This is a genomic window from Streptomyces sp. MUM 203J, assembly GCF_022414595.1.
Taxonomy (GTDB): domain Bacteria; phylum Actinomycetota; class Actinomycetes; order Streptomycetales; family Streptomycetaceae; genus Streptomyces.
The window spans coordinates 68,074-88,282 of record NZ_JADWYO010000011.1 but is presented as its reverse complement, the minus strand read 5'-3'; the positions used below and the strand labels follow the sequence as shown (position 1 = coordinate 88,282).

Annotated in this window: 17 protein-coding genes; 7 read left to right on the top strand and 10 right to left on the bottom strand. The window is 72.9% G+C overall.

The features are described from left to right. Positions 1–18: 18 nt before the first annotated feature. Entirely contained in the window at positions 19–972 is a 954-nt protein-coding gene (locus tag I3F58_RS09220; RefSeq protein WP_240107789.1) for a DUF6777 domain-containing protein, read from the bottom strand. Positions 973–1,145: 173 nt separating this feature from the next. On the opposite strand from I3F58_RS09220, the gene I3F58_RS09215 reads away from it, so the two are divergent. The 3 genes from I3F58_RS09215 to I3F58_RS09205 are packed head-to-tail and all read left to right on the top strand — an operon-like array spanning position 1,146 to position 3,994. Further along, a complete protein-coding gene (locus tag I3F58_RS09215; RefSeq protein WP_240107816.1) occupies positions 1,146–2,021 on the top strand; it encodes a YndJ family protein in 876 nt (291 codons plus the stop codon). Continuing rightward, positions 2,018–2,551, top strand: a complete 534-nt coding sequence (locus I3F58_RS09210; protein ID WP_240107788.1) for a DUF1990 family protein — start codon at positions 2,018–2,020, stop codon at positions 2,549–2,551. The genes I3F58_RS09215 and I3F58_RS09210 overlap by 4 nt, the downstream gene beginning before the upstream one ends. An 18-nt stretch (positions 2,552–2,569) precedes the next feature. Continuing rightward, positions 2,570–3,994: a lipase maturation factor family protein gene (locus tag I3F58_RS09205; RefSeq protein WP_240107787.1), complete on the top strand. Its 1,425-nt coding sequence runs from the start codon at positions 2,570–2,572 to the stop codon at positions 3,992–3,994. Positions 3,995–4,229: 235 nt separating this feature from the next. Here I3F58_RS09205 and I3F58_RS09200 read toward each other — a convergent pair whose 3' ends face one another. The 5 genes from I3F58_RS09200 to panD all read right to left on the bottom strand — a co-directional run bounded on the left by I3F58_RS09200 (position 4,230) and on the right by panD (position 10,024). Further along, positions 4,230–4,418: a hypothetical protein gene (locus I3F58_RS09200; protein ID WP_240107786.1), complete on the bottom strand. Its 189-nt coding sequence runs from the start codon at positions 4,416–4,418 to the stop codon at positions 4,230–4,232. Between the two features lie 297 nt (positions 4,419–4,715). Then, a complete protein-coding gene (locus I3F58_RS09195) occupies positions 4,716–6,182 on the bottom strand; it encodes an SDR family NAD(P)-dependent oxidoreductase (protein ID WP_240107785.1) in 1,467 nt (488 codons plus the stop codon). A 138-nt stretch (positions 6,183–6,320) separates the two neighbouring features. Then, positions 6,321–7,079, bottom strand: coding sequence for a (2Fe-2S)-binding protein (locus I3F58_RS09190; protein ID WP_240107784.1), 759 nt, complete (start codon positions 7,077–7,079; stop codon positions 6,321–6,323). Between the two features lie 57 nt (positions 7,080–7,136). Then, positions 7,137–8,327 carry a transglycosylase family protein gene (locus I3F58_RS09185; protein WP_240107783.1) on the bottom strand — a complete coding sequence of 397 codons (1,191 nt, stop codon included), beginning with the start codon at positions 8,325–8,327 and terminating at the stop codon, positions 7,137–7,139. A 1,268-nt stretch (positions 8,328–9,595) separates the two neighbouring features. After that, positions 9,596–10,024, bottom strand: a complete 429-nt coding sequence (gene panD, locus I3F58_RS09180) for an aspartate 1-decarboxylase (protein WP_240107782.1) — start codon at positions 10,022–10,024, stop codon at positions 9,596–9,598. Positions 10,025–11,057: 1,033 nt separating this feature from the next. Here panD and I3F58_RS09175 point away from each other — a divergent pair. Continuing rightward, positions 11,058–11,357 carry a hypothetical protein gene (locus I3F58_RS09175; RefSeq protein ID WP_240107781.1) on the top strand — a complete coding sequence of 100 codons (300 nt, stop codon included), beginning with the start codon at positions 11,058–11,060 and terminating at the stop codon, positions 11,355–11,357. Between the two features lie 285 nt (positions 11,358–11,642). On the opposite strand, the gene I3F58_RS09170 is transcribed toward I3F58_RS09175, so the two are convergent. After that, positions 11,643–12,302: a nucleotidyl transferase AbiEii/AbiGii toxin family protein gene (locus I3F58_RS09170; protein WP_073759566.1), complete on the bottom strand. Its 660-nt coding sequence runs from the start codon at positions 12,300–12,302 to the stop codon at positions 11,643–11,645. Beyond that, the gene (locus I3F58_RS09165; protein ID WP_240107780.1) at positions 12,299–12,661 is read right to left on the bottom strand and encodes a hypothetical protein; all 363 of its coding nucleotides are present in this window, start codon (positions 12,659–12,661) and stop codon (positions 12,299–12,301) included. The genes I3F58_RS09170 and I3F58_RS09165 overlap by 4 nt, the downstream gene beginning before the upstream one ends. 1,246 nt (positions 12,662–13,907) lie before the next feature. Between I3F58_RS09165 and I3F58_RS09160 the strand changes: the two genes are divergently transcribed. Next, complete coding sequence (locus I3F58_RS09160; RefSeq protein ID WP_240107779.1) at positions 13,908–14,708, top strand: sigma 54 modulation/S30EA ribosomal C-terminal domain-containing protein; 801 nt, start codon at positions 13,908–13,910, stop codon at positions 14,706–14,708. A 194-nt stretch (positions 14,709–14,902) separates the two neighbouring features. On the opposite strand, the gene I3F58_RS09155 is transcribed toward I3F58_RS09160, so the two are convergent. Together I3F58_RS09155 and I3F58_RS09150 are read right to left on the bottom strand one after the other, a co-directional pair. Further along, positions 14,903–16,087, bottom strand: coding sequence for an FAD-dependent monooxygenase (locus I3F58_RS09155; protein ID WP_240107778.1), 1,185 nt, complete (start codon positions 16,085–16,087; stop codon positions 14,903–14,905). Beyond that, entirely contained in the window at positions 16,084–16,725 is a 642-nt protein-coding gene (locus tag I3F58_RS09150; protein WP_240107777.1) for a TetR/AcrR family transcriptional regulator, read from the bottom strand. The genes I3F58_RS09155 and I3F58_RS09150 overlap by 4 nt, the downstream gene beginning before the upstream one ends. 480 nt (positions 16,726–17,205) lie before the next feature. Here I3F58_RS09150 and I3F58_RS09145 point away from each other — a divergent pair, with 480 nt between their 5' ends. Both I3F58_RS09145 and I3F58_RS09140 read left to right on the top strand, forming a co-directional pair. After that, positions 17,206–17,535 carry an antibiotic biosynthesis monooxygenase gene (locus tag I3F58_RS09145; protein WP_240107776.1) on the top strand — a complete coding sequence of 110 codons (330 nt, stop codon included), beginning with the start codon at positions 17,206–17,208 and terminating at the stop codon, positions 17,533–17,535. Between the two features lie 825 nt (positions 17,536–18,360). Further along, entirely contained in the window at positions 18,361–20,022 is a 1,662-nt protein-coding gene (locus tag I3F58_RS09140) for a sigma-70 family RNA polymerase sigma factor (RefSeq protein ID WP_240107775.1), read from the top strand. The last annotated feature ends 187 nt before the right edge of the window (positions 20,023–20,209 follow it).

Sequence of the window (20,209 nt, the reverse complement as noted above, 5' to 3'; positions counted from 1 at the left end):
CTTTCCCGACCCTGGTGTTCAGCCGACGTTCACCGGCCCCACGAGCAGCCCGTCGGGATCGCCCGCGGCGACCTGCCCCTCCCGGCCGACGTCGTGCCCGCCCGAGGCGTCGGGCACGGCGGCGTCCGCGACAGGGCGGTCGGCGGGGCGGTACGCGGGCGGCGTGCCGGGCTCACGGTCCTGCTCCCCGGTGGTGCCGACCGCGCGCTCGAGCCAGGACTCGTTGACGACGTTCACCACGATCAGACTGTCGAGCGTCCGCACCGTGGGCTGCACCGCGATGACCCGCTCGGGCGCATAGCCCGCCCACGCCCGCCCCTCGTGCCGGGCACCGCCGCCGGCGGGCCGGCCGTCGTCGGGGGTGCGCAGGGGGCTGCCGTCCGCGCAGCGGACCCGGGGTGCGCCGTACGCGTCGACAAGCACCGCCGTACCGGCCTGGAGTACGGCGGGGTACGGCACGGGGGCGCCGTCGCGGTAGCCGTGGCCGGTGACGCGGGTGTCCGCACGGAGCATCACGGAAGTGAGACCGCGCAGCCAGGCCGCGAGCCCGGACTGGTTGATCCCGGCGGCCCGGGCGAAGGCGCCCGCCTTCGCGGAGTCGGCGGCGAGGAAGCCGGCCTGCTGCTCGATGTCACAGCTGGGGAGGGACTGGGCCGCCCCGTAGAGCCCGGGGGTGGCGCCGTCGACGGTGCGCGGGGGCGGCGGGGCGGCGGACCCGGCCGGGTCCGGCGAGGCGTCGGGGCCGGAGCCGCGCTTCGGGGCGACGTCCGAGGTCAGGACCGTGGAGGCGGTGAACGGGTCCGGCCCCCGGTCGGCCGCCTGGAGCAGCGTCGTGCGGGCGGGCCCCGTGCCATCGCGGGAGGCGGGCGTCCCGTCGCCGGCACCACCGCAGCCCGCGGCGAGCAGTCCGGTGACGGCCGCCAGGACGGCGTACGGGCCGCAGCGGCGTCGCGTGAAGGAGCGCATGGACATCTCCCGCCTTTCCTGAGCCGGTGTTCCCGGGGGCCGCCCTTCCATAAGTGCCGGAGCGTGACCGCGTCCGCAACCGGGAGTGACCCTGCCGAGAACTTGAACATGTTCAACCTTGAGCGCTAAGCTCACGGCGCGTTGAATTGAACGCGTTCAAGGAAGGGGGGTGCGTGACGGTGACCGTGCTGGTCGACCTGATCGTGATGCTCGGGATGCTGGTGGTCGTGCCGATGGGCCTGAGGCTGCTGGACGGGCCCGAGATCGCGGCCCCGCGGGCCCTCTGGTTTCCGTACGCGGCGGCGGGCGCGGTGTCGCTGTGGCTGCCGCGCGGGGCCCTGGCAGCCGGGCTGGCCGCCTGTTACGCGCTCGTCACCCTGCTCCTTGCGCTGGCCGCACCGCGCAGGCTGGCCCGCACCCGGTCCCTGGCCCCCGCCGAGGTGGCCGCGCTCACCGCGCTGGTGAGCCCGGCGATCGCCGCGACCGCCCTGGTGGCCGAGCGGTGGGGGCACGAGCTCTTCGGGTTCGACCTGGAGATCCTCGACCTCACCGTGCCGCACTTCCACTTCGCCGGCTTCGCCGCCGCCCTGGTCGCGGGGCTCGTCCGAGGGGCCGCCCCCGACCGGCCGGCCTCGGCGTTCGCAGGGCTGAGCGTGCCGCTCGGCACCCTTCTCGTCCTCCTCGGCTACTTCGTCGACGACTGGGCGGAGCTGGCCGGGGCGGTCGTGCTCACCGCCGGGATGTGGGCCGTGGCGCTCGTGACCTGGCAGGATGTCCGGGCCCGCGATGTCGGCGACCGGGTCGGGCGGGCCCTGCTCGGCATCTCGGCCACCGTCCTCGTGGCGACCATGCTGCTCGCGCTGAGCTGGGCCCTCGGCGAGGCGACCGGTCTGCCGCATCCGAATCTGGCCTGGATGGCCGCCACCCACGGCCTCGCCAACGCTCTGGGCTTCGCGCTCTGCTCGCTCCTGGCCTGGCGCCGCCTGCGGACGGAGGACCTCCGGCCGCACCGTACCGAGCCGCCGCACCCCACCCAGCAGGAGATCCCCGCATGAAGACCCGCACCCCGGCCCCCGGCCTCGCCTTCACCTATCCCGAGGTCGGCGCCACCGCCCACCCCGACGCCCTCCCCCGCGGCTACCAGATCCTCCGCCACCGCGCCCTCGTCGGGCACGGCCGGGACGCCTTCGAGACGGCGGGCGCGGCCGTCACCGCCTGGGGGATGCATCGCGCGACCGGCGCCCGGGTGCACAGCGAGGCGGCTCGCGCCGAACCCGGCATACGGCTCCGGGTCGCGGTCGGCGCCGGACCGCTGGAGTTCGGCGTCCCGTGCGAGGTGGTGTGGACCGCGTACGAGGAGAACCGCACCGGCTTCGCGTACGGCACCCTCGACGGGCACCCGGAGTCGGGCGAGGAGTCGTTCGTCGTGGAGTTCGGCCCTGACGGCCGCGTATGGTTCACGCTCACCGCGTTCAGCCGCCCCGGCTGCTGGTACACCCGGCTGGGCGGGCCCGTCGTGCCCGTCCTCCAGCGCTGGTACGCACGGCGGCTGGGCCGCGCGCTCCGGAAGCTCGCCGGGGGCTGACGCCGGATACTGGAGGCGATGGACTGGTTCGGCTGGTTCGCCTCCTCCGACTACTGGCTGGGCCGCCTGCTCTTCCAGCGGGGCCTGGCCGGGGTGTACGCCGTCGCCTTCCTGTGCGCGGCACTCCAGTTCCGGGCCCTGATCGGAGAGCGCGGGATGCTGCCGGTCCCGCGGTACGTGCGGCTGGTGCCGTGGCGCCGGGCACCCAGCCTGTTCCAGGCCCACTACTCCGACCGGTTCTTCGCGCTGTGCGCATGGGGAGGGGCGGCGCTGGCCCTGGCGCTGGCGGCGGGGGCGGGGGACCTGGTGCCGCTGCCCGTGGCGATGCTGATGTGGGCGGTGCTGTGGGGGCTGTACCTGTCGATCGTGAACGTCGGCCAGACCTGGTACGGCTTCGGCTGGGAGTCGCTGCTGCTGGAGGCCGGATTCCTGGCGATCTTCCTGGGCAACGAACGCACGGCCCCGCCGGTGCTGCTGATGTGGCTGCTCCGCTGGCTGCTGTTCCGCCTGGAGTTCGGCGCCGGACTGATCAAGCTGCGCGGCGACCTGTGCTGGCGGAACCTGACGTGCCTGTACTACCACCATGAGACCCAGCCGATGCCGGGCCCTCTCAGCTGGTTCTTCCACCGTCTGCCGCGCCCGCTGCACCGGATGGAGGCCGCCGCGAACCATGTGACGCAGCTGGCCGTGCCGGTGCTGCTGTTCACCCCGCAGCCCCTGGCGACGGTGGCGGCGGGGATCGTCGTGGTGACGCAGCTCTGGCTGGTGCTGTCGGGCAACTTCTCCTGGCTGAACTGGCTGGCGATCGTGCTGGCCCTGTCGGCGGTGGACGGGAACCTGTTCACGACCGCGCCCGCTCTCCCCGCCCCGCCGCTCTGGTACGGGATCCTCGTCGCCGCGGTGACCGTCCTGGTACTGGTCCTGAGCCTGCGCCCCGCGCGCAACCTGCTGTCCCCGCGCCAGGCGATGAACCGGTCCTTCGACCCGCTGCACCTGGTCAACACCTATGGCGCGTTCGGCTCGGTCGGCCGGGTCCGGCACGAGGTCGTCCTCGAGGGCACCGAGGAGCCGGCCGCCCACCCGGGCGCCGTGTGGCGGGAGTACGAGTTCAAGGGCAAGCCGGGGGATGTGCGGCGCATGCCGCGCCCCTTCGCCCCGTACCATCTGCGGCTCGACTGGATGATGTGGTTCGCGGGGATCTCCCCGGTGTACGCGGCCGACTGGTTCGGCCCCCTGGTGGAGCGGCTGCTGGAGAACGACCGGGACACGCTGCGGCTGCTGCGCCACAACCCGTTCCCGGACGCTCCGCCCGCGCTGGTGCGGGCCCGCGTGTACCGGTACCGCTTCACGACCTGGCGGGAGCTGCGCGAGACGGGCGCCTGGTGGCACCGCACCCTTGTGCGGGAGTTCCTGCCCCCGACCCGCCTGGACAGCTCAGCGTGACACTCTGACCAAAGCTGGTGACGGCAGTGCGGTCTCGGCTACGTTGCGGCGGCGGCGAGACGGGCCGTGCCGAGCGGATGCCGATGACGTTCGGCCCGGCCGTCCGCCCGTTTCCGGCGGTCCGCCCGGGGTTGCTGCTCCCGTGTCGTCACCGGGCGGACAACGCCCCGTGCCCCCGCCCGTGAAGGCGAAGGGCACGGGGCTCCGTCGGCGCGGACTCTCGGACCGCGCGGACTCAGTCGACGCTGGGCAGGATGTGCGGCTCCGCGAGGTCGTCCTCGTAACCCGCCAGCCGGATCGGGGCCGAGCGGGCCCACACCTCCAGGCTGCCGAGTTCATCCGATCGGGTCGGCCTGCCGGCCGGCTCCGCGGGTGCTGCCGGGCCCGTGCCCTGCTCCCGCGTGGTCGATTCTGTCGTTGTCACCGCGCACTCCTCCGTGTCGCGAACCTGTGGAACGTGTCTGCCGTCGGTCGCGGTGGCGCCGGTCGAGGGCGGGACCGCGGCCCCGGTGGCAGGCCAGTCCCGCGGCCGGCCCAAGGGTGTTTTGTGGACCCCTGTCGGCCGACCGTTCGCTTCAGAGTAACCAAATGAGCGGGCCCCTGCTCGATGGATTCCATCACACCGGCAGATTTCGGCCACAGTGGCCCGGAGTGCCCCCTCCCTGGCACCAGGTGCCGGAGAGGGGAAGGTCAGACGAGTGCGCGGGTCTTCAGGCGGGTGTCACCACTTGCCCGGGGCGTAGTCCTTGAGGAAGCAGCCGTACAGGTCCTCGCCCTCCTCGCCGCGGACGATCGGGTCGTAGACCCGGGCGGCCCCGTCGACGAGGTCCAGCGGGGCGTGGAAGCCCGCATCCGCCAGCCGCATCTTGTCCGGGTGCGGCCGTTCGTCGGTGATCCAGCCGGTGTCGACAGCGGTCATCAGGATGCCGTCCTTGTCGAACATCTCCTGCGCGCTGGTGCGGGTCAGCATGTTGAGCGCCGCCTTGGCCATGTTGGTGTGCGGGTGCCCCGCCCCCTTGTAGCCGCGGCTGAACACGCCTTCCATGGCGGAGACGTTCACGATGTACTTGCGCCGCGCCGGGGCGGCGGCCATCGCCGGACGCAGCCTGCTGATCAGGATGAACGGCGCGGTGGAGTTGCAGAGCTGCACCTCCAGCAGCTCCACCGGGTCGACCTCGTCGACGGTCTGGATCCAGCTGTTCGTCGACGCGAGGTCGGGCACCAGGCCGCCCGCGTCGATCGCGGTGCCGGCGGCGATCCTGGCCGGGGTCGCGGAGCCGGTGACCAGCGCCAGGCCGGTGACGTCCTGGGCGGTCAGCGCGTCGCCGGAACGGGCGGACGGCAGCGCGGCCACGGCGTCGACGGCACCGCTGCCGTACGTGCCGATGACCTCGGCGGGCGGCAGCTCGCCCGCGGGCAGCGGGGCGGACTCGGCGGCGATCAGCTCGCTGTACGCCTTCGGGGAGCGGCGCACGGTCTGGGCGGCGTTGTTGATCAGGATGTCCAGCGGCCCCGCGGCGGCAACCGAGTCCGCGAGGGCGACGACCTGCGCCGGGTCCCGCAGGTCGATGCCGACGATCTTCAGCCGGTGGATCCACTCGTCGCTGTCGGGCTGGGCCTTGAAGCGGCGGATCGCGTCGTTCGGGAACCGGGTCGTGACGGTGGTGTGGGCGCCGTCGCGGAGCAGCCGCAGCGCGATGTACATGCCGATCTTGGCCCGGCCGCCGGTGAGCAGGGCACGGCGGCCGGTCAGGTCGGTGCGGGCGTCACGGCGGGCCCGGTTCTCCACCGCGCAGGCCGGGCACAGCTGGTGGTAGAAGGCGTCGACCTGGGTGTAGCGGCTCTTGCACGTGTAGCAGGCGCGGGGGCGCTGGAGTATGCCCGCGATCTCCCCGACGGTGGAGGAGCTGGGCAGCAGGCCCTGCGTCTCGTCGTCGATCCGCTCGGCGGAACCGGTGGCGGTGGCCTCGGTGACGGCCCGGTCGTGGGCGGTCTTGGCGGCGCGGCGCTCCTGGCGACGGCGCTGCTTGACCGTGCGGTAGATCTGCGAGGTGGCGCGCCGCACCCTGACCGCGTCCGGGTGGTCGACGTCCAGCTCGTCGAGCTCCTTGAGGACGTCGAGGCAGACGGCCAGACGCTCAGGGTCGATACCCGGCCCGTACGCCTGGTTGTCTTCTGTCACCGTCATGCCGCTGCCGTTCCTCGATCACCCGGGACCGGCGCCTGATAGCCGGTTCTCAAAAGTGGAACTTTACGAGGAGTGCGCTCACCCCGCCAAACCGCGGGTTCCGGTGACGGGGCCCGTCCTCGCCGGTGGCCGGTCGGATCAGCCCGGCGGCCGGTCGAAGACGCAGTCGCCGCACAGGCCGCCGCCCGGGCAGCGGTAGTAGAGGCAGCAGCTGCGGCGCCGCAGCGCGGCGGTGGCCCGGAGGGCGCCCTCCCCGAGTGCGCCTCCCTGGAGAGTGCCGGACAGGTCCGGATGGTCGAGCAGGGCGGCGGCGAGGGAGGCGGCCCGCTCGGCCGCGTCGGGGCGGCCCTGCCGGTGGGCCCAGCGGGTCAGCTCCCGGACGGCGCCGGCGAGGGCGGACCCCGCGTTGCCCCACAGCAGCCGCGCGGAGACCGGCCCTGCGGAGCGCAGGGCGGCGGCGAGCGGAGCCAGGTGCCCGTGCTGCACGACCTCGCGGACATGGGCGGGTGTGGCGGGCAGGGTGCGGGTGCCGGACCACCACAGGTCGTGGGGCGTGGAGAGGCCCGGGTCCCAGTGCAGCGTGTGCGGGGCGATGTCGGGCACGGCGCCGTACAGCGCGGCGGGCCCGAGAGTCACCGACCAGAGCCGCGCGGCGAGTCCGAGCTGGGCGATGGAGGCGGCGACCCGGTACTCCGGGGCTCGCAGCCGCTCCCCGACCCGCGCGACCCGCGCCTCCAGAGGCGCGGGGTCGCCGCCGTACACACGGGCGAGTGGGAGGTGCGCGCCGCCGGACACCGGGGGGACGGCGGCGCGGAGCGCGAAGAACCCGCCGACACCGCTCACGGTCTCCAGCTCGGCGCCGCCGAGCCGCCGCGTGGTGGTGTGGTCCCCCGTCACGCCGCCGCCCCTCCCTGATGCCCGATCCGTTGCGGGACCCACGGTAGCGGTGACCGGTCAGAGAGAGACGCCGCCCCTGCGCAGGTAGGCGAGCGGGTCGACGTCGGATCCGTATCCGGGCCCGGTGCGGATCTCGAAGTGAAGGTGCGGACCGGTGCTGTTGCCGGTGGAACCGGAGCGGGCGATGCGCTGCCCGGCGGTGACGGACTGCCCCTCGCGGACGGAGAGGGCCGACAGGTGCGCGTACTGGCTGTACCTGCCGTCGCCGTGCCGGATGACGACCTGGTAGCCGTACGCCCCGGCCCACCCGGAGGAGACGACGCGCCCGGCGGCGACGGACCTGACGGTGGTGCCGGTGGGGACGGGGAAGTCGACGCCGGTGTGGTAACCGGCGGACCACCCGGAACCACGGGTCCCGTACGAGGTCCCGGGCGCGGCGTCGACGGGCGGAGCGAGCGCGCCGGTACGGGACTTGGCGGCGACTGGCTGGGCCTTGGGTTTGGGCTGGGCCTTGGGCTGCTGCTCCTTCACAGGCGCGGCCTTCTTCGGCTCGGCCTTCCTGGGTGCGCCCTTCTCGGGTGCCGTCTTCCTGGGCGCCGCCTTCTTGGGCGCGGCAGTGCTGCCAGGACTCTGACTGATCGTCAACCTCTGTCCCGGGATGATGAGATCGGGATCGTCCCCGATGACGTCCCGGTTCCGCTCGTAGAGGCGTTGCCAGCCCCCGGGGACGCGCTGGGCCTCGGCTATCCCGGACAGGGAGTCGCCCCGGGCCACGGTGTAGCTCTCCCGGCGCTGGTTCGGCACGCTCGTCGGCGAGGCGGCCGTCCGGACACCCGGCGAGACGGCGGGTGCGTCGCCGCCACGGGTGAGCCCGGCCCGTACGGAGCAGGTGGGCCAGGCCCGGGGGCCCTGGCCCTTGAGCACCTTCTCCGCGATCGCGATCTGCTGGTCCTTGGTGGCCAGGTCGGCGCGCGGCGCGTAGCGGGTGCCGCCGTACGCCTCCCAGGTGGACTGACTGAACTGCAGCCCGCCGTAGTACCCGTTACCGGTGTTGACCTTCCAGCGGTTGGTGGACTCGCAGGCGGCGACCTTCTCCCAGACGTCGACCGAGGCCGCCTGGGCCGTTCCGGCGCCGACGAGCGGCAGCGCGATGCCGGCGCCGCCGACGGTGAAGGTGAGCGAGGCCCGGTTGAGCCGACTGGCAAGACGGCTGGGCTGTTGGCGGCGGTGTCGTCCCCGTGCGGCCATGGGTGGTTCCCCCTCTGCGGTCAGCGGCCGCCCAAGCTAGGGGTGGCGAACTCGCCGTGACAAGGGGGCGCGCTGGGCACAGGGGGCGCGGGGCCCTCTCAACTGCCGCTTCAGCCCTGGAGGTACAGGGCGCGGCCCCCCGCGAACGAACGCGCCGCATGCGCGCGGCCGACTGTGCCTCGTGCGCGCCCGCCTTCCCGCCGCGGGCGACGCTCCCGCCCCCGCGGCGCTTCGCCTGCCACCGGCGGATCGGTCGGGGCAGTCCGGAAGCTCGGCCGCTCACGATGCCCCGCCCGTGTGCCGGGTGCCCGGCGGCTCCCGGCACTCGCCCGCGCTCGGGAAGGTGAGCCCCCCAGCGCCTCTCCGCCCGCCGGCAAGGCGGCTGCACCCCGCTGCGGGAGGGGTAGGGCCCGGGCGGATGCGCCTTCTGCGGACGGTCGTACTCCTCCGAAGCTCGGCGGAGCCCTCACGCACGGGTGTCACCCTCGTCCGAACGGACCCGGAAGTCCCGGGCGCGGACACAGCAGGAACAGGCCTGCGGCGCGGACTCCCTGCCGCGCCCGGCCCCCGCGCGCCGCACCGGGGTGGGACCTATGCGCCGCGCGTCCGCGGGCCCGGGGACGGCTCCGGTTCCGGGACCGGGTCGGGTCCCGGCGGCTTGGGGACGGGACCGGGGGGCGGCACCGGACCGGGGCCGGGCGGCGGGGGGCCGGGGCGCGGCGCCGGGGACGGCTCGGGTTCCGGCACGGGAGCCGGAGGCCCAGGAGCGGGACCGGGCGGCGCGGGCGGCGGAACCGGCGCCGGATCCGGCATGGGCGGCACGGGATCGGGACGGGGCTCGGTCATGGCTACCCCCCAAGGGGTGGTACTCCGGCAGACTCGCGGGGACGCACCGCTGCACCCCCCGTGTGACCCGCTCGCGCTCCGGTCGGCCGACCGGCTCCACGGGCGCCGTCGGCATCCCGTCGGGGAGCTGCCCGGCCGAGCCGGCCGTGTACGGCCAGAGCGGCACCACCGCCACCCCTCCTCCGCGCCCATCGGATGCCGGCTGCGCCTGAGCACACCCTCGACGCTCCGCCTCCGGAAGGCCGGCACGACCACGGCGTGTGCCCTCACGGACACGGCCGGTGTGCCCTCCGGCAGCAAGCAGACCACACCCCCGACGGGCCGCTCGCCCTCGTGCGCCTGGAACCGGCTACGGGCCCGCCCGTCAAGAATGTCCGGTGTGTCTGTTCTCATGCCGCCCGGGTACCCGGATCGGCGCGGTTTCAGCCCCGCGCGGCCGGAACGGCGTGCGGCCCGCGCACCGCGTCCCCGCCGGGCACCGGCGCGGACGCGTCGGAGCCGAGTTCCACGATGCGGTTCTCCGCGTCCACGTGCACCACGCAGGGCACCAGCCTGCGGGCCTCGGCGTCGTCCACCTGGGCGTAGCTGATGAGGATGACCAGGTCACCGGGGTGGACGAGATGCGCGGCAGCGCCGTTGATCCCGATGACGCCGGAGCCGCGCTCCCCCTCGATCACGTAGGTCTCCAGGCGGGCCCCGTTGGTGATGTCGACGATGTGCACCAGCTCACCGGGCAACAGGTCGGCGGCGTCCATGAGGTCGGCGTCGATGGTCACGGACCCGACGTAGTGGAGGTCCGCCTGGGTCACGGTGGCCCGGTGGATCTTGGACTTGAACATGGTGCGCAGCATGTTGGACTCCTGGAGGACGGCTCCCTGCCTGCTTCGTGCAGGTCAAGGGCGTCCTCGACCCTACACCGACACCCCCGTCCGGTGTTTGTGAGGAACATCGCTCCGTTCCGGCGAGACGGCTTCCTACCTGGGCTTTCGCGCCGCACCGGCGCCCGTTGGGACGACCACACCCTCGCCCGGGCCACCGCCCTGTCGTGGCGCGGTGCGGGCCGGGGACTGGCGGAACACTGAGGCGCGCTCAAGTACAACCAGTACACCCAGGCCCTGGCTTGCGGTAGCGACTCGTTCCTCGGTCTCACCGACGAAGGCCACCGCATCGCGGACCACTACAAGTCGCTGCAGTCCGGCGAACTCGGCATCGGCTTCGCCCTCACGCTCGCTGAGCACATGCTACGCAGCCGTTTCCCTGACCACTCGGTGACGATCGTCCCCGCCGACACGGCGTTACGCGCGGGCTGGGCCCTCACCAGCAGGGACAAGGGCGAGAAGGTGAAGTACCGCTACCGGCCCCACTACTTCGCCAAGGTCTGGCGGCCGGAAGAACCGTCCCTCGTCATCCCCCTCGCGTGCAAGGGCAACCACAGCGACTCCGCCACCTCCGCCGAGCAGTTGGCCTCCGCCTCGGCCCACGCCGAAGCGCTACACATCGGCCCGTGGAACGAGACCCCCGGCCTGTTGTTCAGCACGCAGCTCCCGACGGACAGCGGCACGATGACCATCCACGCCCTCCAGGCACCCGGCAGGGGAGGTCGGCTGTCCCCGGCGGAGGGTCGGGAGGCGAACCTGAACGCTCCGCCGTTCCAGGCGAACGTGATGCCGGACATCCACCCGCCGACCGAGGGCCTGATGGCACCGGAGCCCGTACGGGGCTGCCACGTACAAGCGAAGGACTACACCTGGTTCCAGAAGTCCCTGGCGCACACCACCGCGGCGGGCCTCATGGCCTTCACCGGCTCCGGCCACGCCACCACCCGCCATCCTCACCGACCGGCAGGGCCGCAAACGCTTCACCGGCCTCGAACACGCGGCCAGCATGAGCATCCAGGACGCCGCCCGCACCCTCTTCGGCAACGAGTACGTCGGCACCGACCACGTCTTCCGCCTCAACGGCCCCCGCGTCGAGGCGTTCTCCGGCGTGTATGAGGAGATCTTCCGCCTGCTCGCCAGAGGCGACGTCGAGGAGTACCGCGCCCTCGTCCACGCGCGCCGCGGCGTCCGCCCCCGCCTCACTTTCGACAAGAACTGGGGCGGCCCCGTCTCCGTCCACGCCGACGGCTCCGTCTTCGCCCTGCGACTGCTGCCGGGACAGAGCGTGGGCCGCGACCCGCGGTGACGGTGTGGGCGTGGGCGATGCAGCGCATGGCCTCGCCTATCTGCCCGGCAGGTGACTCTGCCGACCTTCGGGGCCAGGGCAGCACCGGTCCCGAGTAGATGCTGTTTGGCCGTTACCGCAACCCGGTTTTGCCGTGAGTCCACTGCGGGGTGTCGCTCGGCAGCCCCACATATCCTCCGAGCAGGGCAGCCCACGGTGGACGGCTCCGAGTCGGAACCTGCTGGCTACACCGCATCCTCTCGTTGTATCCGCGCTAGAGAGGAGGACGGCTGCGATGACCGTCTCTCAGGCGTTCTCGTCATGGATCCGCGCGCCCAGATCCTCCGCCCACTCCAGCGCCCACGCCTTGAGTTCTTCGATCTGCCGGGAGGTGAGCCCGTACGCGGTGTAGTCCTCATCCTCGTACCAGTCCGCGCCGATCAGCCGGTCCCGGAGGTCTTCGAGGCTGAACTCGTCGTGGGCGCGACGGCGGCCCAGGGACTCGAGATCGGCGGTGGAGCGGTGGCGGGAGGCAGCCTGGACATCGATGAGGTCGCGGACGGTGCCGCGGTCGGCGAGGGCACGGACCTTGGTGCCGATCACGTCATCAAGGGAAAGAACGGGGCCGTAGGGGGTCTGGGCCGGTGGGGCCCAGAACGCCTCCTTGAGAACGTCGACCTCGCACTCCTCGCCGGTGTCCGGATCGGTGACGAGGAAACGGCCGCTGAGCGGATCGGTCTGGACGTGCGTGGTCCGCCATCCGCGTGCGCTGAGGCCGGCTGTGAGTGAGGCGACGATCTCCTGCATCGGAGCGGGGTTCTCAGTGGCGACGTCGAGGTCGCGGCTGAAGCGTTCGACCAGGCCGTGGGCCTGCACGGCGTATCCGCCGGTGAGGACCAGAGGGTAGGGGGAGCCGAGATCGAGTATGTCGGCGAGGAGACGCTCGTGGAGCGGAGTGAGCTTCACGCGGCGGTCGCGCTGGTCGTAGCGGTGCGGAGCAGCTCGGGGAAGGCGTCCTCCCAGACCTCGCGGATGTAGGGACTGATCAAGCGCCGCAGCACGGGCCACTGCTCGGTGAGCAGCCGGTGGTGCAGGAGGGCCACCAGGTCCTCACTCAGTCCTTCGGCGAGGACGGTCCGGTAGAGCGTCATGCAGGACTTCGGACGGTCCAGGCTGTAGCTCGTCCGCCCGGACCAGACGATGTGGAGCGGCAGGTCCACGTTGCCCTCGACAGGGCCGGCCAGCGCCTGCAAGCGCTCGGGCAGTCGGCTGCGGTAGCGGTCCCGCAGCACCTCGGCGCGGGGTGCGGTGATCGTCGTGTCCATGCATCCAGTATCGCTGCCGGGAGGCGGCGGCATGGCGGATACGGGGCCCTGTCGTACGTACGGGTCGGGCGGCCGCCTGCCCTTCACTCGGACATCTCACCCCGTGGGCGCTTCGCCCATCATGGCCTACACGTGCAGCCCCCGGGTGGTGCGGCAACCTGCTGCCCTGCCGGCCCAGCACCTGTCCCGCTTCACGGGCGCGGGTGATCGTGAGCAACAGGTCACGCGGAGGGCCGCCGCGGTGGAGTGAGCTCCGGCTTCGGCCGCGGCGTCGGGAGGGGCGACGGTACTGAAGCCAAGGCTCATGACACCGGCGCAGTGGACGAGAAGGACACCGGGGCGGGCGAGGTGGCGACAGCGGCCGGAGGGGGCAGGCGGCATCCATAAGGCACGCCGCTTCGGCTCCGAACGCAGCCCACTCGCTCAGGACCCATGCCGCGGACGAGCTGTCGAGGCACGCAGCCAACGTCTCAAGCAAGGGTCAGGCACCTGTGTCCAGGCCCCCGTCATGGCGGGCCATGGTCAGCGAGCTGGGACGCTCCTGTGTCCGACGCTGACCGTTCGCTGACCCGAGCGGGGCTCTCAAGCCTCCGACCTGCGCAAACGCCCAAACGCTAGATCTTGGACTTGAACATCGTACGTATCATCGGGGTACCCCTGGATTTAGGCTCCCTGCCTGCGTTTTTCCAGGTCAAGTGCGGTTTCCCTAGCTTATGACGAGTCGTGTGCCGGCAGCGGCCCCGAGGTTCCCCGGGAGTCGCGCCGACCGCCTGCCGACTCCGCCGTCACACCGTCAGGCGACTGCACGGCGGCTCCGCCCATTCTCCGGACGCCGGTACAACGACGGCACGAGCCTACGCAACACCCCCGAGGGGCATACGTGATCACCGTCAATCCGGCGGTCCGGGCGGTGGCCGGGTGCGAAGGCGGTCGGCCGGATACGGAGCTGTACTCCGTAACTGCGCCCCGCGGACCCCGGCCGAGGCGCCACGAGGCGGCCGCGGCGGCCGCTCGTCGTCGGGTGCGGCACCGACACCACGACGCGTACCGAACGGCCACGGGTCCCATCGCCCGGGCCACGCCCCCCCTTCCCGGTACCCCTGGGACGACCGCGCTCCGCCCCGTGCCGTGCCAGGGGGGTCGCGGCGACCGGGACGGTGGGGGCCCTGGGCGGGGCCACTCGGCCCCTGTCGGCGGCCACCGCGGGGAGGGAATCTGGGACTGATCACCTGGGAGGCGTCCCGAAATGAACGAGTACGAGACCGGCCCCACCGCGAACATCCTGGTGGAGCACCGGGGCCACATCCCCGAAGGAGCCGACGAGTACGCCCGCGCCGAGCTGCGTACCGTCCTCGACGGCATCGGCGTCCCTGTTCCGGCCATGCGCGTGAAGCTGGCCCAGGCGGCCAACCCCGCGGCGATACGGCCCGCCATGGCACAGGCCATGATGGACGTCGACGGACGGCTCGTTCGAGCGCATGTCGCGGCGACCACCATGTCCGAGGCCGTCGATCTGCTCCGGGACCGGCTCACCGCCCGCCTGGCTCGGGCAGGGCGGGCCGCCCCGGCGGGGCTGGGCGGTGTCGCCGCTCCCGGCGCACGGCAGGACGGCACCGGCCACGCACGGCTGCCTCGGTTCCACCCGCTGCCCGTCGAGGAGCGGCGGATCACCCGGCGCCGCCCGATCGGCCTTCTGGTGCAGACGCCCGAGGACGCCGTGTTCGAACTTGCGTCCCTCAATCACGAATTCCGCCTGTTCACCGACGCGGCGACAGGAACCGACAGTGTCGTCCACCGCGACAGACGCACCGGCCGGTACCACCTGTCCTCGGTCGACGGGGCGCGGGCCCGCGTCAGGGCGGAGCCGTGGATCGACGTGAGCACGGCACCCGTGCCCCGGACGACCGTCGCCGAGGCGTCGGCACGGCTGGACATCACAGGCCTGCCGTTCGTGTTCTTCCGGGATGCGGCGACAGGGCGGGGAAGCGTCCTGTACCGCCGGAAGGGAGGCCGCTACGGCCTCATCACCTGTGTCACCACCTCATAGGGCGGACCGGGACGGGCGTACCGCGCAGGCACCGCCGTGCCCCGTGCCGTCCCGGAAGCCGCAGTGACCGGAGGTCTGCGGCGAAGCCCGGTGTCCCCTCCCCCAGCCGCTGCGGACTCCGCGGCGGTGCTGCTGGCGCAGGTCGTACGGGTGCCGCCGGAGCACAACGCGGCGCCGGCGCCGGCGTCCGCCCGTCATGGTGTCCCGCGGTGGCCGTGCGCCGCCGCCGACGACGGCTTTCCGGACAGGGAGCGCATCAGCAACCGGCTCACTCCGGGCAGCGCCGAGAGCCTCATGGCCGCACGGCGCACCCGCAGCCGGGCCTCGGTCGACGGCAGGAACCACTCGGCCGCGGCCCGCCCGGCCCGCTGCCGGTCCTCCGCCACCGGCCGCCAGCGCCGCTCATAGGCCGCGACGCCCTCCACCACGGAGCCGCCGCGGCCCAGTTCCTCGGCGAGGACACACGCGCCCGCCATCCCGAGCGACGCGCCCTGCCCGGCCAGCAGGGAGACGGCATGGGCGGCGTCGCCGGTGAGGACCGTACGGCCGCGGCTCCACTTGTCCATGACGATCTGGGCGACATGGTCGTAGTACAGCTCCCCGTGCGGGGGGCACCGTTCCAGAGCGCGCGGGACCAGCCAGCCGAGCCCGCCGTACTCGGCGCGCAGGGCCGCCCTCGCGTCGTCGGGGTGTTCATGCTCCGTACTGCGGTGCACGGCGAACACCGCCACGTTCCCGTCGCGCAGCCCGTAGAAGCCCATCTGCCGCCCCACCGTGTCGGTCAGGCAGAACCTGCCGTCCACTTCGGGCAGCAGTCCGGGAGCGTCGAGGACGAAGGCGGCCGTGTGGAAGCCCAGATGCCGCAGGAACCGGTCTTCCGCGCCGAAGACGAGCCGACGCACGGTCGAGTGGATCCCGTCCGCTCCGACCAGGAGGTCCGCATGCTCCACCCGGCCGTCGACGAGGGTGACGCTGACGCCGTCCCCGGTCTCCTCGACGTGCCGGGGTCCCGTCCCGTAGCGCACGTCGACACGGCCCGGCAACGCCTCCCGCAGCGCGCGTTCGAGGTCGGGCCGCATGATGCTCAGCAGCCGTCCGCCGACCCCTTGGGCGAACCGCCCGTAGTCCAGGCCCGCCCGGCGGCGGCCGCCCTCGTCCACATAGGCGACCTCGTCGACCTGGTAGCCGAGTTCCGTGAGCCGGGGCAGCAGCCCCATGGCCTCGGCGGCGTCGTAGCCAGGGCCGAAGAAGTCGACCATGTACCCCTGTTCTCTTGGTCCGTGCGCCTTCTCCAGCACGACGACGTCCCATCCCATACCGTCCAGCCGCTGTGCCAGGGTCAGTCCGGCGATGCCGGCTCCGCAGATCACCGCCTTCATCGGACTGCCCCCTCACCGTCCGTGGCGCCCTCGGCCCGCAGCCCTCCGCCGTAGACCGCCAGCACCTCGTGACTCCAGCGCTCCAGCCCCGCCGCCGAGAGCGGGTCGACACCGATCACTTCCTCAAGCCGCCGACGCAGCAGGAACACGGCCAGATCGTTGGCCAGCAGGAACGCCGCCCGCACCGCCGGATCCCGCCCCGGCGCCGCCTCCCCGGACCCGACCATCCCCGCCAGCGCCCGCCGGCTCAGCTCGAAGAGCCTGCGGAACAGCTCCCGTCCCGCGTCACCGTCGGCCGACAGCATCCGGCTCAGGTAACCGGGAACCGGCGACTCCTCACCCAACTGCCCTGCCATGGCCTCGGCGAGAGACGTGACGGCACCCCCGTCCACGGCCGCCTTCAGCATCCTGTCGAAGACGGCCACCACATGCAGATCAACCTCCTCCCGAAGTCCCTCCTTCGATCCGAAGTGGTGCACCACCAGCCCCGGCGACACCCCCGCGGCCGCCGCGATCTGCCGCACCGACACCCCGTCCACACCATGTTCGGCGAACAGCCTCAGCGCCTCGTCCCGGATGACCGCCCGGCTCGTCCGGTCCTCGGCGCCCCTTGAAGATCCCGCATCGATTGAACGCATGTACAGAATACTAAACGATTGTTCAGTCGAAGGGGAGCGCAGCCGAGAACCCGGAGACGGCAGGCAGCGGGGCCGGATTCCCTGCCCCGCCCAGCACGACGGCGGCCGGGCACGAACCGCACACCTCGCGTCGTCCGGACCCACCTGCCCGGTAGCGGCTCGACCGGGAAACGGCGCGGCCTGCCCGCCCCCGGCCCCGGCCCGTCCAGGACGCCCGCAAGCCGGCGACCTCACCGAACCGCCGCCCGGCAGGCCCGGTCCTGCCTGATCGCGGGTCAGGACGACGATGGCCGGACCGGGGTCTTCCCTTGAACCGTGGAAGGAGCGTGCGCGACAGGCCGACGGGGAAACCCGCGGGGCTGGCCGGGCCGGTGGGCGGACGTCGCCACGCGCCCGGACGGGTTCAGGCCGCTCCCCACGAAAGACACGTGATCGACGAGCCGCTCGTTTCCGCCGAACGCGGTACGGCAGGATGAAGGCATGAGCGTAGTCAAGATCAATGTACTGACCGTCCCCTCCGAGCAGCGAGAGACGCTGGAGAAGCGCTTCGCCTCCCGTGCCCACTCCGTGGACAGCTCCGACGGGTTCGAGTGGTTCGAGCTCCTCCGCCCCGTCGACGGCACCGACAACTACCTCGTCTACACACGCTGGCGGGACGAGGAGTCCTTCCAGGCCTGGATGGAGGGGCCCATGAAGGCGGCCCATCAGGGGAGTGGCGCGGAGGGCGGAGACCGCCCCAAGCCGGCAGCGAGCGGCTCCACGCTCTGGTCCTTCGAGGTGGTGCAGCAGGCGGCACCACGCAGCGCCTGAGCAGGGCGTCGCGGCCGCAACGCGGGACGCCCCGGACCGGACGGGGCACGGCAGGTCCGCTCCCCTTCGTCCGGTGAAGCGGCAGGAGTGACGCCCGGGAGCCCGTCGGGCGAGCGGGTCCGCGTGCTCGTGCGCCACGGCTCCGCGGGCATCGGCCCGGGCCGTGCGGCGATCCCGGCAGCACGCACGCGCCGAACACCCGACGGGCACCGCCCGCAGTGCCAGGTCGCGAACCGTCGGCACCGGCCGGGCGCCCCTGCCGGGACGGCCGACGCGACTGCCGCCAGGGAAGAGGGGTGTGAGGGGGTGTCGGCGGCCCCGGCACGGCACCCCCGCTCCAGGGACGCCGCCTGACGTCCGGCTCCTCCGCGGCGGCGGACCGGAGGGCCGGCCCGCCCCCGGAGGACCGCGCGGCCTCCTCCGGCTCCCGGGACGCCCCCCGTGGCGGCCCGTCCGGTACGGAACCGTGCCGCTGTTGGGCGTGGGTTCGTCCGGTGGTACGAGCCGCGCACCGTCACCTCGTTCGCCCTTGTCCCGTCGCCGCTCCCCCCCGGTCCGCGGCCTCCCCCCACCGGCGTGACCGCTCCGGCGTGACCGCTGTCGGATGGCCATCGACACCGGGGGACGCCACGACGGGGCCCGCCCGCCGTTTCCCGCAGGAGTTCCGTGCGACACGGGGCGGACCGTACGGCGTACGGGACTCGACGGCCGTGATCGCCGGAACGGCGTGAATCCGTGCCGGAATTTCTGTTGTCGGCGGCCGAGCTGTGCATCTCCTCTCCGTGGGGACGTTGAGTCCAAACCCGGACGGAGAGTGGAGAGAACGTGAGCAGTGACGTCGACGCCGCGGTGATCAGGGCGGCGCAGGCCGGGGACGAACGCGCCCGCGAGCTGGTCGCCGCGGAGTCCCTGCCGTTGGTCTACAACATCGTCGGCCGTGGCCTGCGCGGACATGTCGACGTGGACGATGTGACACAGGAGACCATGCTGCGTGCCTTGGACAAGCTGAACGGGCTACGCGACCCCGGCCGTTTCAGGTCCTGGTTGGTCGCCATCGCCGTCAACCAGATACGGGGGCACTGGCGGCAGGCCGCGGCACCGGTGTCGAGGCTCGACGAGGTGCGGGAAGTCCCGGATCCTCAAGCGGACTTCGTCGATCTGACGATCGCGCGACTGGGCTTGTCCGGCCAGCGCCGGGAGGTGGCCGAAGCCACCCGCTGGCTCGACCCCGACGACCGTTCGCTGCTGTCCCTGTGGTGGCTGGAGTCCACGGGTGAGCTCACCAGGGCGGACCTGGCGGCCGCGCTGGAGATCACCCCGCAGCACACGGCCGTACGCGTCCAGCGGATGAAGGCACAGCTGGACGCGGGCCGCATCGTGGTCCGGGCACTGGCAGCCGAACCCCCGTGCGTGCTGCTCCAGTCGCTTCTGGCGGGATGGGACGGTGAGCCGTCGGGGCTGTGGCGCAAGCGGATAGCCCGGCACGCCAACGAGTGCACCGTGTGCTCAGGGCACTCGTCCGGGCTCCTGCCCGCCGAGCGGCTGCTCGTCGGGCTCGCACTCGTACCGCTGCCGGCGGCGTTGGGCGCCCGCTGGGGAATCGGCCCCACCGAGGCCGCGGGCGGACAGACCGCCGCCTCCGACACCCTGGGGCACACGAACGGCCGGGCGGCATCGCGCCTGGAACGGCGGCGCTCCCGACGGCGCGCGGCCGCCGCGACCGCCGCCGCGCTGGTGACGGCGGGAGGCGCGGGAGCCTTCCTGCTGGTCCCCGGCCTGTTCCCCGACGAACCGGAGAAACGATCTGCCGCCGCTCAGGGCATCGCCTTCGACGAGACACGGGCCTCCTCCCCGTCCGCATCGGCCTCCTCCGCCACCCCGTCTCCGACCTCGTCCACGACCTCGTCCCCCTCCCCCTCCGTCTCCCCCTCCTCTTCTCCCTCCCCTTCCCCGTCTTCCCGGTCCACGACGGCCGGCCCCTCGCCGTCCAAGAGTTCCGCGGCCCCGAAGAGGACCACGCAGCGAAGCTCCCGGCCGTCCCCCAGCCCCACGGTCCGCCGCACCACCAGCACACCGGCGCCGCCGCCCCCGGACAACGGCGACGACGGCTTCGCCCAGGAGGTCACCCGCCTGGTCAACGCCGAACGGCTCAAGCAAGGGTGCGGCTCGGTCAGCCGCAACGCGCTCCTGGACAAGGCAGCACTCGGACATTCCCAGGACATGGCTGCCCGGGACTACTTCTCGCACAGCACTCCCGAGGGCACGGGTCCGGGCGAGCGCATCACGGCGGCCGGTTACCGGTGGAGCACCTACGGCGAGAACATCGCCCGCGGCCAGCAGACACCGGCCCAGGTCATGGACAGCTGGATGAACAGTTCCGGCCACCGGGCGAACATACTCAACTGCAACTTCAAGGAGATCGGCGTCGGCGTCCACGACGCGCAGGGCGGCCCCTGGTGGACGCAGGTCTTCGCATCGAGTCGCTGAGCACCGCCCCGCCGCGCACGCCCGTGGAGCGGCGCCGTCCGGGATCGGGATCCTCCGGGTTTCAGAGCCGGGCGGTGGCGGTGGCCGGGGTCCCGCCACCGCCACCGGCACTGCCCTGCGCTTCGCGCCGGGCGGTGCCGGCTCCCGGGGGCCAGGAGGCCGGCCCCCTTCCCGTCTCCGTTCGGAT

Coding starts and splice junctions, on each gene's coding strand:
- I3F58_RS09160 (WP_240107779.1), top strand. CDS start 13,908: ATGAACGAGTACGAGACCGGCCCCACCGCGAACATCCTGGTGGAGCAC.
- panD (WP_240107782.1), bottom strand. CDS start 10,024: ATGCTGCGCACCATGTTCAAGTCCAAGATCCACCGGGCCACCGTGACC.
- I3F58_RS09145 (WP_240107776.1), top strand. CDS start 17,206: ATGAGCGTAGTCAAGATCAATGTACTGACCGTCCCCTCCGAGCAGCGA.
- I3F58_RS09165 (WP_240107780.1), bottom strand. CDS start 12,661: ATGGACACGACGATCACCGCACCCCGCGCCGAGGTGCTGCGGGACCGC.
- I3F58_RS09210 (WP_240107788.1), top strand. CDS start 2,018: ATGAAGACCCGCACCCCGGCCCCCGGCCTCGCCTTCACCTATCCCGAG.
- I3F58_RS09175 (WP_240107781.1), top strand. CDS start 11,058: ATGAGCATCCAGGACGCCGCCCGCACCCTCTTCGGCAACGAGTACGTC.
- I3F58_RS09220 (WP_240107789.1), bottom strand. CDS start 972: ATGTCCATGCGCTCCTTCACGCGACGCCGCTGCGGCCCGTACGCCGTC.
- I3F58_RS09150 (WP_240107777.1), bottom strand. CDS start 16,725: ATGCGTTCAATCGATGCGGGATCTTCAAGGGGCGCCGAGGACCGGACG.
- I3F58_RS09205 (WP_240107787.1), top strand. CDS start 2,570: ATGGACTGGTTCGGCTGGTTCGCCTCCTCCGACTACTGGCTGGGCCGC.
- I3F58_RS09185 (WP_240107783.1), bottom strand. CDS start 8,327: ATGGCCGCACGGGGACGACACCGCCGCCAACAGCCCAGCCGTCTTGCC.
- I3F58_RS09195 (WP_240107785.1), bottom strand. CDS start 6,182: ATGACGGTGACAGAAGACAACCAGGCGTACGGGCCGGGTATCGACCCT.
- I3F58_RS09155 (WP_240107778.1), bottom strand. CDS start 16,087: ATGAAGGCGGTGATCTGCGGAGCCGGCATCGCCGGACTGACCCTGGCA.